Origin of the sequence: Mycobacterium sp. 852002-51163_SCH5372311, from assembly GCF_001667115.1 — a bacterium.
Classification (GTDB): Bacteria; Actinomycetota; Actinomycetes; order Mycobacteriales; family Mycobacteriaceae; genus Mycobacterium.
Genome location: NZ_LZIJ01000055.1, coordinates 145,497 through 160,238, shown reverse-complemented (window position 1 = coordinate 160,238; position 14,742 = coordinate 145,497). Strand labels below are relative to the sequence as shown.

General features: G+C 65.4%; 13 protein-coding genes. 6 read left to right on the top strand and 7 right to left on the bottom strand.

The annotated features are described in order from the left end of the window. Position 1 precedes the first annotated feature (1 nt). Entirely contained in the window at positions 2 to 994 is a 993-nt protein-coding gene (locus A5791_RS07200) for a Zn-ribbon domain-containing OB-fold protein (RefSeq protein ID WP_197504620.1), read from the bottom strand. A gap of 69 nt (positions 995 to 1,063) precedes the next feature. Here A5791_RS07200 and A5791_RS07195 point away from each other — a divergent pair, with 69 nt between their 5' ends. From A5791_RS07195 to A5791_RS07185, 3 genes are read left to right on the top strand one after another with little or no spacing between them, the layout of a single operon-like run. Beyond that, entirely contained in the window at positions 1,064 to 2,095 is a 1,032-nt protein-coding gene (locus A5791_RS07195; RefSeq protein ID WP_067233306.1) for an LLM class F420-dependent oxidoreductase, read from the top strand. Positions 2,096 to 2,137: 42 nt separating this feature from the next. Next, positions 2,138 to 2,854, top strand: a complete 717-nt coding sequence (locus tag A5791_RS07190; RefSeq protein ID WP_067233304.1) for an acetoacetate decarboxylase family protein — start codon at positions 2,138 to 2,140, stop codon at positions 2,852 to 2,854. Continuing rightward, entirely contained in the window at positions 2,851 to 4,053 is a 1,203-nt protein-coding gene (locus tag A5791_RS07185; RefSeq protein WP_067233301.1) for a cytochrome P450, read from the top strand. The genes A5791_RS07190 and A5791_RS07185 overlap by 4 nt, the downstream gene beginning before the upstream one ends. A gap of 101 nt (positions 4,054 to 4,154) precedes the next feature. Here the strand turns inward: A5791_RS07185 and A5791_RS07180 are convergent, their stop codons facing one another. Then, positions 4,155 to 4,994 carry a hypothetical protein gene (locus A5791_RS07180; RefSeq protein WP_067233299.1) on the bottom strand — a complete coding sequence of 280 codons (840 nt, stop codon included), beginning with the start codon at positions 4,992 to 4,994 and terminating at the stop codon, positions 4,155 to 4,157. Between the two features lie 106 nt (positions 4,995 to 5,100). Then, entirely contained in the window at positions 5,101 to 5,901 is an 801-nt protein-coding gene (locus tag A5791_RS07175) for a crotonase/enoyl-CoA hydratase family protein (protein ID WP_067233296.1), read from the bottom strand. A gap of 63 nt (positions 5,902 to 5,964) precedes the next feature. Between A5791_RS07175 and A5791_RS07170 the strand changes: the two genes are divergently transcribed. From A5791_RS07170 to A5791_RS07160, 3 genes are all read left to right on the top strand, one after another. Beyond that, the gene (locus tag A5791_RS07170; RefSeq protein ID WP_067233293.1) at positions 5,965 to 7,632 is read left to right on the top strand and encodes an acyl-CoA synthetase; all 1,668 of its coding nucleotides are present in this window, start codon (positions 5,965 to 5,967) and stop codon (positions 7,630 to 7,632) included. Positions 7,633 to 7,740: 108 nt separating this feature from the next. Further along, positions 7,741 to 8,574, top strand: a complete 834-nt coding sequence (locus tag A5791_RS07165; RefSeq protein WP_067233291.1) for an amidohydrolase family protein — start codon at positions 7,741 to 7,743, stop codon at positions 8,572 to 8,574. Then, positions 8,571 to 10,115, top strand: a complete 1,545-nt coding sequence (locus tag A5791_RS07160) for an acetolactate synthase large subunit (protein WP_067233288.1) — start codon at positions 8,571 to 8,573, stop codon at positions 10,113 to 10,115. Before A5791_RS07165 ends, A5791_RS07160 begins: the two co-directional genes overlap by 4 nt. On the opposite strand, the gene A5791_RS07155 is transcribed toward A5791_RS07160, so the two are convergent. The 4 genes from A5791_RS07155 to A5791_RS07140 are packed head-to-tail and all read right to left on the bottom strand — an operon-like array spanning position 10,101 to position 14,615. Then, entirely contained in the window at positions 10,101 to 10,763 is a 663-nt protein-coding gene (locus A5791_RS07155; RefSeq protein ID WP_067233510.1) for a hypothetical protein, read from the bottom strand. The genes A5791_RS07160 and A5791_RS07155 overlap by 15 nt on opposite strands. 32 nt (positions 10,764 to 10,795) lie before the next feature. Further along, entirely contained in the window at positions 10,796 to 12,319 is a 1,524-nt protein-coding gene (fadD17, locus tag A5791_RS07150; protein WP_067233507.1) for a long-chain-fatty-acid--CoA ligase FadD17, read from the bottom strand. After that, positions 12,312 to 13,409, bottom strand: coding sequence for an acyl-CoA dehydrogenase family protein (locus A5791_RS07145; protein WP_067233286.1), 1,098 nt, complete (start codon positions 13,407 to 13,409; stop codon positions 12,312 to 12,314). The genes fadD17 and A5791_RS07145 overlap by 8 nt, the downstream gene beginning before the upstream one ends. A gap of 24 nt (positions 13,410 to 13,433) precedes the next feature. Continuing rightward, on the bottom strand, positions 13,434 to 14,615 hold the full coding sequence (locus tag A5791_RS07140) for an acyl-CoA dehydrogenase (RefSeq protein ID WP_067233284.1): 1,182 nt from the start codon (positions 14,613 to 14,615) through the stop codon (positions 13,434 to 13,436). Between the last annotated feature and the right edge of the window lie 127 nt (positions 14,616 to 14,742).

The window sequence follows — 14,742 nt, the reverse complement described above, 5'->3', positions numbered from 1 at the left end:
TTTACAGATGGTGCTTGTAGGTGTCGTAGTCGGCGTCCGGCTCACCGGTCGGCCGGAAATACTCGATGTTGTCGATCCCGTATCCCCACTCCTCGCGCGGCTTCCACACCGCTTCGACGCGCATGCCCATCCGCACCTCGTGCGCGTCCACGTCGGCGACCAGATGCAGGAACGGGATGTCGGCGCCGTCGAGCAGCACGTAGGCCGCGACGTAAGGCGGTTTGATGCGCTGGCCCTGGAACGGGATGTTGATGATCGCGAACGTCGTCACCGTGCCCTTGTCGGGTAGTTCGACGAAGTCGGTGGTCGGCAGTCCGGTGGCCGGGTCGGCACCGTGCGGGGGGAAGTAAACCTTCCCGGTTTCTCCGGTCTTGGCGCCCAGCAGTCTGCCCTCGGCGATCGCCCGCAGGTATGCGCTCTCCTCATGGGAAGCGGTGTGCTGAATCGTCATCTCGATCGGCGTGACGATCATGGTGACCGGGTCCTGGTCGCTGGCCGATTCTGACGTGGGTTCGGGGTCAGCGCCCAACTCGAAGTACGCAATGTCGGTGATCGCCCCGACGGTCTCGTCGGCCCAGTGCACATGTACCCGGGTGCCGGTGTTGATCGCGCCCGGCTCGCCCGCATCGACCGCGTGCATCAGCAGCGTGTCGGCGCCGTCTAACTTGATCAGCGCCCAGGCGAACGGGCGGTCCAGCGGCTGACCCGCCAGCGGCTCGGGCTGCCAGGTCCACGATGCGACGGTGCCGACACTGGCGACCGGTACCATTTCGCCCAGCGGTTCGTAGGTGACCGGGTCGTATTCGGCCGGTGGCACATGCACCCGGCCATCCGACCCGCGTACCCCCAAAATGTGCCGGTCGCGCAGCGCGGTGAAGAACTTACCCAACGTGGGGCCCACCGAACGGGTGTAGTCGAAGGACAACGTAAGTGGCGCGGAGAGGGGCGGCTCATGGTGATCCATCAGGGTCGGGCCGCTCGAACTGGCTGTCACGCTTTCGAGTAGAACAGGTTCTAAGAATCGTTTCAACTTGCTCTTTTAAAGGGCGTTGGGAGGCAAGGCATGAAGCTCGGACTGCAACTGGGTTATTGGGGTGCTCAACCACCGGAGAACGCCGCTGAGCTTGTCGCCGCCGCCGAAGGCGCCGGGTTCGACGCCGTCTTCACCGCCGAGGCGTGGGGCTCCGACGCCTACACGCCGCTGGCCTGGTGGGGTTCGGCGACGCAGCGCGTGCGGCTGGGCACGTCGGTGGTCCAGCTGTCCGCACGCACCCCGACGGCCTGCGCGATGGCCGCACTCACGCTCGACCACCTCAGCGGGGGCCGGCACATCCTCGGGCTCGGCGTATCCGGTCCGCAGGTCGTGGAGGGCTGGTACGGCCAAAAGTTTCCCAAGCCGCTGGCCCGCACCCGCGAATACATCGACATCGTCCGTCAGGTGTGGGCCCGGGAAGCGCCGGTGACCAGCGACGGCCCGCACTATCCGCTGCCGCTGACGGGTTCCGGGACGACCGGTCTGGGCAAGGCACTGAAACCGATCACCCACCCACTGCGCGCCGACATCCCGATCATGCTGGGTGCCGAAGGCCCCAAGAACGTCGCGCTGGCGGCAGAGATCTGCGACGGCTGGCTGCCCATCTTCTACTCGCCACGCATGGCCGACACCTACAACGAATGGCTCGACGAGGGGTTCGCCCGGCCAGGTGCCCGGCGCACCCGTGAAGACTTCGAGATCTGCGCGACCGCGCAGATCGTCGTCACCGAGGACCGGGCGGCTGCGTTCGAGGGGATCAAGCCGTTCTTGGCGCTCTACATGGGCGGCATGGGTGCCGAGGACACCAACTTCCACGCCGACGTCTATCGCCGGATGGGCTACGCGGAGGTGGTCGACGAGGTCACCACGCTGTTCCGGTCCAACCGCAAGGACGAGGCCGCCAAGATAATCCCCGACGAGCTCGTCGACGACGCCATGATCGTCGGCGATCTGGACTACGTGCGTAAGCAGATAGCGGCCTGGGAAGCGGCCGGCGTCACCATGATGGTGGTGGCCGCCCGCAACGCCGAGCAGGTCCGCGACCTTGCCGCGCTGACCTAGCGGGTATTGCCGGACGAATAGAACGCGTTCTAGATTGGCCGGATGACAGCCTCGCAGCACACCATCGCGGGCACTGTACTGACGATGCCGGTACAGATCCGCAAGGCGACCCAGCACATGGCGATGTTCTCGGTGGACGCCGACACCGCCCAACAGATGATCGACTACAGCGGCCTGCAGGTCGCCCGCTTTCTGCCCGGCCGCGCTGCGGTGGCGCTGATACTCGCGCACTTCATCGACGGTGACCTCGGCGAGTATCACGAGTTGAGCACCAGCGTGATGGTCAACCAGCCCGGTTCCAGCGCGTCGGGTCTTCGCGCGCTTCAGTCCGCCTTCATTCACCACATGCTCGTCGACCAGAGCTTCACTCTCGAAGCGGGCCGAACAATCTGGGGATTTCCGAAAGTAATGGCGGAGTTCAACATTCGCGAGGGCCGTCACTTCGGCTTCGATCTGAGCGCCGACGGTCAACTCGTGGTCGACATGGAATTCCGTGGCGGCCTGCCGATTCCGTCGGCGCTGACGTATCGCGAGCAGCAGTTGCGCTCATATGCGCATCGCGAGGGACATACGTTGGAGACCGGATTCACGATGTCTGCCAGGGGTTCGCGTTACCGCCCGGGTGGCGTGCGGCTGCGACTCGGCGATCACCCGTATGCCAAAGAGCTTGCCTCGCTGGGGCTTCCGAAACGGGCAATGCTGTCGACTTCGGCTGACAACGTACAAATGACATTCGCCGACGCGCAGGAGATCTCATGACAGTCACTTCGACGACCAGACCAGATGTGGATCTGACCGACGGCGCCTTCTACGCCGGCGACTCCCGATCCGTCTACCGCTGGATGCGTGAGCACGAGCCGGTCTTCCGTGACCGCAACGGATTGGCCGCCGCATCGACGTATCAGGCCGTCATCGACGCCGAGCGCAACCCCGAGCTGTTCTCGAACGCCGGCGGCATCCGGCCCGACCAGGACGGCGTCGAGATGATGATCGAGATGGACGATCCGCAACATCTGTTGCGGCGCAAGCTCGTCAACTCCGGCTTCACCCGCAAGCGCGTCAAAGACCAGGAGTCCAAGATCACGGCGCTGTGCGACACGTTGATTGACGCAGTGTGCGAACGCGGGGAGTGCGACTTCGTCTGGGATCTCGCCGCGCCCCTGCCGATGGCGGTGATCGGCGACATGCTGGGCGTGCTTCCAGAAGAACGCAAGATGTTCCTCAAGTGGTCCGACGATCTCGTCAGTTTCCTGAGCAGCACTGCGGCGCAAGAGGATTTCCAGGTCACCATGGACGCCTTCGCGGCCTACAGCGAATACATGATGGGCATGATCGCAGCCCGCAAGGAGGAACCGACCGACGATCTGGTCAGCGTCCTGGTGCATGCGGAGGTGGAAGGATCCCGCCTCGAAGACCATCAGATCGTCACCGAGGTGTTGCTGCTGCTGATCGGCGGCGACGAGACCACACGTCACACGCTGTCCGGTGGAACGAGGCAGCTGCTGTTGCACCCCGACCAGCATCAGCGCCTGGTCAATGACCTGGGCCTGCTGCCCAACGCCATCGAAGAGATGCTGCGGTGGACCGCACCGGTGAAGAACATGGCCCGCACGGTCACCGCCGACAACGAGTTCCACGGGACCCAGCTGCACCAGGGCGAAAAAATCATCCTGTTGTTCGAGTCGGCGAACTTCGACGAGAAGGTGTTCGAGAACCCGGAGAGCTTCGACATCGAGCGCTACCCGAACAATCACCTCGCTTTTGGTTTCGGGACGCATTTCTGCCTGGGCAATCAGCTGGCCCGGCTGGAGTTGTCGATCATGCAGTCGCGGCTTTTGCAGCGCCTTCCCGATATGCGGCTGGCATCGGACGCCGCGTTGCCGCTTCGGCCGGCGAACTTCGTCTCCGGCTTGGAGAAAATGCCGGTGGCCTTTAGCCCGACCGCGCCGCTGAGCTAGGGCGACGCCGCCCCAGGCCCCAGGTCTGCGCCGAGCGTGTTCTCAGGGCTGCGCCGAGCGTGTTCTCAGGGCGAAGAAATCGCGGAAATCTGTGCGTGAGTTCACGTTCGGCGTGCCCAGGCTGACGCGAGTCGTGCCAAAATGCCGCCCGGCATGTGTTCAGCCGTGACTCGGATGGCGATCCAACCCAGTTCGGGCAGCGCTTCATAGCGTTCGATGTCCTTACCAAATGTCCGGCGATCGATCCGATGATGGTCGCCCTCGTATTCGAGCGCGATTTTGACGTTCTCCCAACCCATGTCGACAACCGCGACAAGCTCTCCGTATGCGCCGTAAACCGGTATCTGGGTCTGCGGCGGTGGGTAACCGGCCTCGATGACCAGCAGCCGCAGCCAGGTTTCGCGGGGTGACTCCGCGCCCGCATCGACGAGGGTCACCGCGCGTCTTGCCCGTCTGATGTTGCGGTGTCCCTTATGGCGTTCGGCCAGTAGTTCAATCTCGGCAGTCTTGAGCCTGGTAGCTCGGGCCAAGGCATCAATAGCCGCGACCGCTTTGCCGAGAGGATTACGACAGGCGAGGTCGAACGCGGTGCGGGCCGGGGTAGTCGCGGGCACGTCGCCGATCAGTTGAATCTCGTCGTCAGCGATGGTGTCCGACCAGGTGCGAATGCCGGGCGGGGGGCGACGGTGTTCGTAGAGAAGTTGTGCGGGTTGCCCAGCATTCACCCATTTGGCGCCGTGCAGTGCCGCCGCGGACTGACCCGCTACGATCCCGCGCCTTTTCGACCACAGCCATGCGGCGTAAGCGCGTTGCACGACGGTGAGGTTCGTGCCGATAGGGACATAGACGTCGGGATGGATCTTGGCGAAGCGAGTTCGGAGCTGGTACGGCGTCAACGCCCCAGACGCGAGAGCTTCGCTGCCGATGAATGGTCCAGTCACGGCAAGCAGTCTGTGGCGAGACACCGACAGCGTCGCCGAACGTGAACTGGCTGCGAAAATCGAGCCCGATTTTCGCAGTGGTTACACGCTCGGCGAGACGGGAAGGTTAGCGGTTCTTGAACTGAGGCTTGCGCTTCTCCTTGAACGCCAGCGGGCCTTCCTTGGCGTCGTCGGAGAGGAACACCTCGATACCGATTTTGGTATCGATCTTGAATGCGTCGTTCTCGTGCAGGCCCTCGGTCTCGTGGATCGTCCGCAGGATGGCCTGCACGGCGAGAGGTCCGTTGTTGTTGATCACTTCAGCGATCTCGAGGGCCTTTTCCAGCGCCGAGCCGTCCGGCACGACGTAGCCGATGAGGCCAATCTCCTTGGCCTCGGCGGCGGTGATGTGGCGTCCGGTCAGCAACAGATCGCACGCGACCGTGTAGGGAATCTGGCGCACCAGCCGCACCGCAGAGCCACCCATCGGGTACAGGCTCCACTTGGCCTCCGAGATACCGAACTTGGCACTCTCACCGGCGACGCGGATGTCGGTTCCTTGCAGGATCTCGGTGCCGCCCGCGATCGCCGGGCCCTCGACCGCGGCGATCAGCGGCTTGGTCAGCCGTCGGCCCTTGAGGAGTGCGTCGATCCGCGACGGATCGTAGCTGCCGTCCTTGAACGAGTCGCCGGGTGGCTTAGCGGACGCCGCCTTGAGGTCCATGCCCGCGCAGAAGTAGCCGCCCGCGCCGGTCAGGATGCACGACCGGATCTCCGGATCGTTGTCGACACGGTCCCAGGCCTCGACCATGATCGAGAGCATCTCGGTGGAAAGCGCGTTGCGTGCCTCGGGGCGGTTGAGCGTCAAGATCAAAGTGTGTCCGCGCTGCTCAACGATGGCGTCGGGACCATTTTTGGACTCGCTCACAGGTATCCGCCTTCCAGCGTCGAAGCCACAAACTTGTCAAGAAATGTAACACGTTCTAATTTGGTGGCCGTGGCCCTGAATATTGCCGACCTCGCAGAGCACGCCATCGACGCTGTGCCTGACCGCGTAGCCCTCATCTGCGGCGACGAAAAGCTGACCTACGCCCAATTGGAGGAGAAGGCCAATCGCCTCGCGCACTACCTGATGGATCAGGGCGTGCAGCCGGACGACAAGGTGGGGCTTTACTGCCGCAACCGCAACGAGATCGTCATCGCGATGCTGGGCATCGTCAAGGCGGGCGCCATCCTGGTCAACGTCAACTACCGCTATGTCGAGGGCGAACTGCGCTACCTCTTCGACAATTCCGACATGGTCGCCCTGGTCCACGAGCGGCAGTACTCGGACCGGGTCGCCAACGTGCTGCCGGATACTCCCAACGTCAAGACGGTCCTGGTTGTCGAGGACGGTTCGGACAGGGACTCTCAGGACTATGCGCGGTACGGCGGCATCGAATTCTACGAAGCCCTCGCCAACGGTTCACCCGAGCGGGACTTCGGAGAACGCAGCGCCGACGCGATTTACCTGCTCTACACCGGCGGCACCACCGGCTTCCCGAAGGGCGTGATGTGGCGCCACGAGGACATCTACCGCGTGCTGTTCGGCGGAACCGACTTCGCGACGGGCGAATTCGTCAAGGACGAGTACGACCTGGCGAAACAAGCCGCCGCCAATCCACCGATGGTTCGTTACCCGATCCCGCCGATGATCCACGGCGCCACCCAGTCAGCCACCTGGATGTCGATCTTCTCGGGCCAAACCACCGTTCTGGCACCGGAATTCAACGCCGACGAGGTCTGGCGCACGATTCACGAGCACAAGGTGAATCTGTTGTTCTTCACCGGTGACGCGATGGCTCGCCCCTTGCTGGACGCTCTTTTGGCGCATCAAGGGCAAGACAACGACTACGATCTGTCGTCGCTGTTCCTGCTTGCCAGCACCGCGGCGCTGTTCTCGCCGAGCATCAAGGAGAAGCTGCTCGAACTGCTGCCCAACCGCGTCATCACCGACTCGATAGGCTCGTCGGAGACCGGCTTCGGGGGCACCAGCATCGTCGCCAAAGACGCCCCGCATAGCGGCGGCCCGCGAGTCACCATCGACCACCGCACCGTCGTCCTCGACGAGGACGGCAACGAGGTGAAGCCCGGCTCAGGGGTGCGTGGCTTCATCGCCAAGAAAGGCAACATTCCGGTCGGCTACTACAAGGACGAGAAGAAGACCGCCGAGACGTTCCGCACCATCAACGGAGTGCGCTACGCGATCCCCGGTGACTACGCCCAAGTCGAGGAAGACGGCACCGTGACCATGCTCGGTCGTGGCTCGGTGTCGATCAACAGCGGTGGCGAAAAGATCTACCCCGAAGAGGTAGAAGCCGCGTTGAAGGGCCATCCCGACGTGTTCGACGCCTTGGTTGTCGGGGTGCCCGACCCTCGGTACGGGCAGCATGTGGCCGCCGTGGTGCACGCGCGGCCGGGATGTCGGCCGTCGCTGGCCGAGCTGGACAGCTTCGTCCGTTCGGAGATCGCGGGATACAAGGTGCCGCGCAGCCTTTGGCTGGTCGACGAGGTCAAGCGGTCGCCGGCGGGCAAACCCGACTACCGGTGGGCCAAGGAGCAGACCGAGGCGCGCCCCGCCGACGAGGTGCACGCCAGCCACGTCGCGAGCGGCGCCTGATCCTTACCTAGGCTGCCGCCGGGAAGGCGGCCCGGCTGAGCCGGAGTGCCCGCCTCCCCTCCCGCCGCTTCGCGGCGGGTATCGTCGGCGGGCTAGTGTCGAATCGCGATGACGATCGACGTTTGGATGCAGCACCCGACGCTGCGCTTCTTGCGCAGCGACATGCTGGCGTCGCTGCGGCGCTGGACCGGCGGGGCCATGCCGGAAACCGACATCCCGATCGACGCGACCATCGTGTCGATGGACAGCGCCGGCGTCGATTTCGGCCTGCTCAGCGCCTGGCGCGGTCCGAACGGCCAGGACCTGGTTTCCAACGATGAGGTCGCCGAATGGATCCGATTGCACCCCAACAGGTTCGGCGGCCTGGCGACCGTCGACCTCGACCGGCCGATGGCGGCCGTCCGCGAGCTGCGCCACCGGGTTAAAGACGGCTTCGTCGGCCTGCGGGTGGTGCCCTGGCTGTGGAACGCGCCGCCCACCGACCGCCGCTACTATCCGCTCTTCGCCGAATGCGTCGAGTTGGGTGTCCCGTTCTGCACCCAGGTCGGACATACCGGCCCCCTGCGGCCGTCGGAGACCGGACGACCGATTCCCTACATCGACCAGGTGGCCCTGGATTTCCCGGAGCTGGTCATCGTGTGCGGTCACGTCGGCTATCCATGGACCGAGGAGATGGTCGCCGTTGCCCGCAAACACGAGAACGTCTACATCGACACCTCCGCCTACACCGTGCGGCGGTTCCCGGACGAACTCGTGCGGTTCATGAAAACCGGTACCGGACAACGCAAAGTCCTGTTCGGCACCAACTACCCGATGATCGCCCACGCACACGCGCTGGCCGGCCTCGACGAACTCGGCCTGAGCGACGAGGCGCGCCGCGACTTTCTGCGCGGCAACGCCGAGCGGGTCTTCGGGCTCGCAAAACAGGAGGCAGACAGGTGAACGGCGCCCAGGCTCTGATCAACACCTTGGTCGACGGCGGCGTCGACGTGTGCTTCGCCAACCCCGGCACGTCGGAGATGCACTTCGTTGCGGCGCTGGACACCGTCCCGCGGATGCGCGGCGTGCTCGCCCTTTTCGAGGGTGTGGCCACGGGCGCCGCCGACGGCTACGCGCGAATCGCGGGCCGTCCTGCGGCCGTCCTGCTGCACCTCGGCCCCGGACTGGGCAACGGCCTGGCCAATCTGCACAACGCCCGGCGCGCTCGGGTCCCGATGGTGGTTGTCGTCGGCGATCACGCCACCTACCACAAGAAGTACGACGCCCCACTGGAATCCGACATCGACGCGCTCGCCGGCACCGTCTCGGGCTGGGTGCGCCGCAGCACCAGCGTCGGCGACGTCGCAACCGACGCGGCCGAAGCGATCGCGGCGAGCCAGGCAGGCTCGCAGATCTCGACGCTGATCCTGCCGGCCGACGCATCCTGGTCCGACGGCGGCGAAACCGCCTCGGTGCCAACGCCTTCCGCAGGCGCGCCGGTGGACGTAGGACCGGTGGCCGAGGTGCTGCGTTCGGGAGAGCCAACAATGATGCTGATCGGCGGCGACGCCACCCGGGCTCCGGGGTTGGCTGCGGCCGCACGGATCGCCGAGGCCACCGGGACCCGCTGGCTGTGCGAGACCTTCCCGACCCGGCTCGAGCGCGGCGCCGGTGTTCCCGCGGTCGACCGGCTCGCCTACTTCGCCGAAGCCGCAGCGGACCAGCTGAACGGGGCCAAGCACCTCATCCTGGCGGGTGCCAAGTCGCCGGTGTCCTTCTTCGCGTATCCGAACATGCCCAGCGATCTGGTGCCGGCCGGTTGCGAGGTGCACGTGCTGGCCGAAGACAACGGTGCCGCCGACGCTTTGGCCGCGTTGGCCGACGAGGTGGCGCCCGGGACGGTTGCGCCCGTCGCCGCCGCGTCACGCCCCCAGCTGCCCACCGGCGCCCTCACGTCGGCCTCGGTGGCCGATGTGGTCGGCGCGCTGCTGCCCGAACGCGCGATCGTCGTCGATGAGTCAAACACCTCCGGGATACTGCTTCCGCAGGCCACCGCCGGCGCCCCCGCCCATGACTGGCTGACATTGACCGGCGGAGCGATCGGGTACGGCATTCCCACCGCGGTCGGCGCGGCGGTGGCCGCCCCCGACCGTCCGGTGCTGTGTCTGGAATCTGACGGGTCGGCGATGTACACGATCTCAGGGTTGTGGACCCAGGCGCGGGAGAACCTGAACGTGACGACCGTCATCTACGACAACAGCGCCTACGACATCCTGCGTATCGAGCTGCAACGCGTCGGCGCCGGCTCGGCTCCCGGACCGAAAGCGCTGGACCTGCTGGACTTGTCAAGACCCACCATGGATTTCGTCAAGATCGCCGAAGGCCTGGGAGTGCCGGCGCGACGGGTGAGCACCGCCGAGGAGTTCGCCGACGCACTCCGCGCTGCCTTCGCCGAGCCCGGACCGCACCTCGTCGATGCGGTCGTGCCGTCACTGCTCGGATAGTTCGGGAAGGTTGTCGACGAGCCAATCCGTCAGCTGGTTGATCACATCGATGCCGGCTTTGAAAGTCCGCGCCTCGACCGCCAAGGCTACCCCCACGTTCCCGGATTCGGTTGCTGCTAAGCCGAATTGCCGCACCAGATAGGTGCGCGCCGTGCTGCCCGGGCCCCAACCACCTTTGGCCGGAATGCCTCTGGCGGCAAGCCCCCAGCACTGCTTGGCAGTGAGGCGGCACAGCAGTTCGATGACGGTATCGGCCTCAGCAATGCCCGGTAGCTGCAAGGCAAACCGGGCCTGCTGGTCAAGCGGCCATTGGGTTTGGCCAAAAGCGGTGAACCCGGGGCGAACTCGCTGCGACTCGACCACTGTGGCGGCGTCCAAGGATTCCTCGATGATGGCTTGCACGCGCCGCGCCGCCTGTGCCGGCTCACCCAGGCCCGCCCACAGCTTCTCCGCGGCGCCGTTGTCGGATTTGGTAATTGCCCTGACCACCAAATCGTTTGCACCCCAACGATCATTGCGCAGTGCCGCAATCGCCAACGGCACTTTGATAGTCGACCAAGCGACGCCTGTCGACCATTGTCCAAGTGAGTAGATCTCGGCGGCCCGGGCAACCGCGATGCCGACTCTTGCCGGAAAGTCGGCGGCCATCTCTTCGAAGCTCACCTCCGGAGCGAGGTGTGTCACGATCCCGGTCGACGAATCGGCCACACCGGGTCGCCACAGTCGACGCCCTCGGCGGACAACTGCCGCTTGAGCACCTTGAAGGTCACGGTACGCGGCAGTTCCGCACTGACCCGGACGTAGGAAGGCCACTGCTTAGGCCCCAAATCGGGTTGCTCGGCCAGGAAGGCCCGAAATTTGTCGGCGTCGAATTCTCTACCGGCAGCCAGCACCAGCGCGGCCATCACCTGGTCGCCGACCACCGGGTCGGGCACCGGATAAGCCGCGACCTCGATCGCGTCCGGATATCTCAACAGGACCCGCTCGATGGGCGCCGCGCCCAGGTTCTCTCCGTCGACTCGCATCCAATCGCCAAGGCGCCCGGCAAAATACGCGTAACCGTTCTCGTCACGATAGGCCAGGTCGCCGCTGTGGTAGACGCCGCCGGCCATCCGCTCGGCCGAGGCGGCCTCGTCGTTGTAGTAACCCTCGAAGCGGCCGGCGCCTGTGCTGTTCACCAGTTCGCCGACTACGCCAGGCGGGCAGGGCAGGCCGGTATCCGGGTCGACGATCTCGACGCCATCAGGCAGCGGACCCAGCGAACCGGGCGGAGTGTCTGGCGTACGAGCGATCGCCACGCCGCCCTCGGTCGAACCGAACCCGTCCTGAACAACGCATCCGAATCTGCGGGCAAAGCGTTCGATGTCGCCCGGCACGCCCTCGTTGCCGTACACCGCCCGCAACGGGTTGTCCGCGTCGTCCGGCTGCTCAGGTGTGGCAAGCACATACGACAACGGCTTGCCCACATAGTTGGCATAGGTGGCACCGTAGCGGCGTACGTCGGACAGGAAATTCGACGCAGAGAACTTGCGCCGCAATGCCATTGACCCGCGGCACGCCGCCGCAACCGACCAGCCGACCAGCACCGCGTTGGAGTGGAACAACGGCATCGACACATAGCAGACATCGTCGCGGCCCAGCCCGAACCGCTGAGTCATCGTCGCTCCGGCGATCGCAACCTTGCCGTGGCTGCACTTTACCGCCTTCGGTTCGCCGCTGGTGCCGGACGTGAAGATCAGCATGAACAGGTCGGTGGGCGCCGCGGTCCGGAAACTCAGCTCGGCATCACCATGCGCGGCCAGCTCGCCAGCCCATTCGGCCGAATCGACGTCGAGATGGTCAATATCACCCAGTGCCACCGCTGATTTCGAGTCGGCCAGCACGAATTGGCAATCAGCCCTGTCGATGTCGCGGGCCAGCGCGTCCCCGCGGCGAACCGGGTTCAGGCCGACCGGCACGATCCCCGACAGGCCGGCGGCCACCAGCATTGCCGAGAAGAACGGCGTGTTTTCCAGCAGCACACCGACATGCGGCGGCCGGTCCGGGTCGAGGCGGTCGCGCAACGCCGCTGCGATCGCGGCGCCTTGCCGGATGTGGTCGCGCCAGCTGGTGAACGAGTCCTCGAAATAGACGCCGCGGTCCTCGATTTCGGTCAGCGGCACCAGTAGCTGGGTGACCGTCAGGTCGGCAAGCCCGCTATGCAGGGGTTTCCGCCAATTCACGACCGATCCGTCGCAGCTGCCCGGTCGCACCGCCGAGCGCGAACTCCGTCTCCTTGGCGGCCAGGAAATACCGGTGCACGGGATGATCGGTGTCGACGCCGACGCCGCCGTGCACGTGCACGATGGTGTGTGCGACCCGGTGCCCGGCGTCAGCTGCCCAAAACGCCGCCGACGCCACGTCGATCTCCGCGGGAATGTCCTCGGCGACCTTCCACGCGGCCTGGGTGAGCGTCAACCGCAACCCCTTGACGTCGATGTACGCGTCGGCCAGCCGCTGACCCACCGCCTGGAAGCTGCCGATGGGGCGGTCGAATTGCTCACGGGTGCGGGCATATTCGGCCGTCATCTGTAATCCACGTTCGAGGACACCGAGCTGAAAAGCGCTGCGGCCCAGGGTGGAGATCGTGCGGAGCCAGCTCACCACTTCGCTTCCGCCGACCTTGCGGTCCGCCGCTACCGCGACGTCGTCCAGCGCCAGGTGTCCGACGCAGCCCAGGCCAGTGGTCTGCAAAGGGGTCACCGAGACGCCCGGATCATCGGAGGCAACCACGAAAACAGCCGTGCCGGAGTCGGTTTCGGCCGGCACCAGGAACGCGTCTGCCACCGGCCCGTAGCCGACCAGGGTACGGGTACCAGTCAGACGGAAGCCGTCACCGGCGGGCGTCGCCCGCACCGGGCCCTCACCCATCTCGCCGTCGGCGGCCACGGTCAGAATCTTCTCGCCGTTGACAGCCGCCACACCCCAACTTTGCTGCAGTTCTTCGGAGCCGAACCGGGCCAGCGCCCCGGCGCCCAGCACCACCGACTCCAGGTAGGGCACGGCGGCCAGCTGATGGCCCAACGCAACCAGGACCGCGGTCTGTTCGAGCACCCCGAATCCGTCGCCGCCCAGCGACGACGGGGCGGCACTGGTCAGGATGTCGCTGTCGACGAGCTTGCCCCACAGCTCTCGGTCGAACCGTTGCTCGAGGCCGTCCAGTTCGCGTTGATGCGCCGGAGTGCATACCGCGTCGACGATGGTGTCTACCAGACCACCGAGGTCGGTTGCGGCTTCGGTTGTCGTGAAATCCATGAATCCCGTCCTCTATATATAGGGTCAGCGGTTGGCCCGGGGCAGTCCGAGCGCGACCATGCCGATGATGTCGCGCTGCACCTCATTGGTGCCGCCGCCGAAGGTCAGGATCAGGCAGGCTCGGTGCATCCGCTCCACCCGGCCGCGCAGTAACGCGCCGGGAGAGTCCTGCCGCAACGTCGCGGCAGTGCCGAGCACTTCCATCAGCAGCCGGTATGCCTCGGTCGCCAGTTCGGTACCGAAGACCTTGGCGGCCGATGCGTCCGCCGGCGACGGGGACGCGTCCTGCGAAGACGCGAGCTCCCAGTTGATCAGCTTGAGTACCTCGGCCTTGGCGTGCACCCGGGCCAGGTTGAGCTGCACCCATTCGGAGTCGATGAGCCGGGCGCCGCTGGAATCCTTGGTGTGCTGCGCCCATTCGCGAACTTCGCGCAGGCACATGAAGATCGGGGCCGGCGACACCAGGGCCACCCGCTCGTGATTGAGCTGGTTGGTCACCAGCTTCCAGCCGCCGTTCTCCTCGCCGACCAGGTTGGTCACCGGAACCCGCACGTCGGAGTAGTAGGTGGCGCTCGTGTCGGGACCGGCCATGGTGTGCACCGGTGTCCAGGAGAAGCCCTCGGCGGTGGTCGGCACGATCAGCACCGAAATGCCACGATGCTTCTTGGCTTCCGGGTTGGTGCGCACCGCCAGCCACACGTAGTCCGCATAGACGATCAGGCTGGTCCACATCTTCTGCCCGTTGACGACGTAGTCGTCGCCGTCGCGGACCGCGGTGGTCCGCAGGTTGGCCAGGTCGGTACCGGCGCCCGGCTCCGAATAGCCGATCGAGAAGTGCAGCTCACCCGCCGCGATCTTGGGCAGGAAGAACTTCTTCTGCTCGTCGGTTCCGTACGCCATGATCGTCGGCGCCACACTGTTGATGGTCAGGAACGGCACCGGTGCGCCGGCAATCGCGGCCTCGTCGGTGAAGATCAACGAATCCATCGGGGAGCGGTCCTGGCCGCCGTACTCCTTGGGCCAGTTCAGGGTGAGCCACCCGTCTTTGCCCATCTGCGCGACGGTCTCTCGGTACACGTTGCCGACGCCGTACTCGCCCTGGACCGAGCTCAGCGCTTCACGGCGCTCCGGTGTCATCAGTGTGGCGAAGTACGACCGCAGCTCGCGACGCAGCTCCTCCTGTTCAGGGGTATAACTGATGCGCATTCCAGCCGTCCTTCGGTTGAGCGTTGGTAGTCCATCTCGCGGCCATCGAGCGGGCGCCGCGAACTGACCATCGGCTACCCATTCGTCTTCCCGGTTGTAACACGTTCTAGTCTGGGAATCCAGCGAC

Bases quoted from the DNA above. Each gene is read 5' to 3' on its own strand.
- A5791_RS07195 (WP_067233306.1), top strand. From the start codon at position 1,064: ATGAAGCTCGGACTGCAACTGGGTTATTGGGGTGCTCAACCACCGGAG.
- A5791_RS07190 (WP_067233304.1), top strand. From the start codon at position 2,138: ATGACAGCCTCGCAGCACACCATCGCGGGCACTGTACTGACGATGCCG.
- A5791_RS07185 (WP_067233301.1), top strand. From the start codon at position 2,851: ATGACAGTCACTTCGACGACCAGACCAGATGTGGATCTGACCGACGGC.
- A5791_RS07165 (WP_067233291.1), top strand. From the start codon at position 7,741: ATGACGATCGACGTTTGGATGCAGCACCCGACGCTGCGCTTCTTGCGC.
- A5791_RS07155 (WP_067233510.1), bottom strand. From the start codon at position 10,763: ATGGCCGCCGACTTTCCGGCAAGAGTCGGCATCGCGGTTGCCCGGGCC.
- A5791_RS07145 (WP_067233286.1), bottom strand. From the start codon at position 13,409: ATGGATTTCACGACAACCGAAGCCGCAACCGACCTCGGTGGTCTGGTA.
- A5791_RS07140 (WP_067233284.1), bottom strand. From the start codon at position 14,615: ATGCGCATCAGTTATACCCCTGAACAGGAGGAGCTGCGTCGCGAGCTG.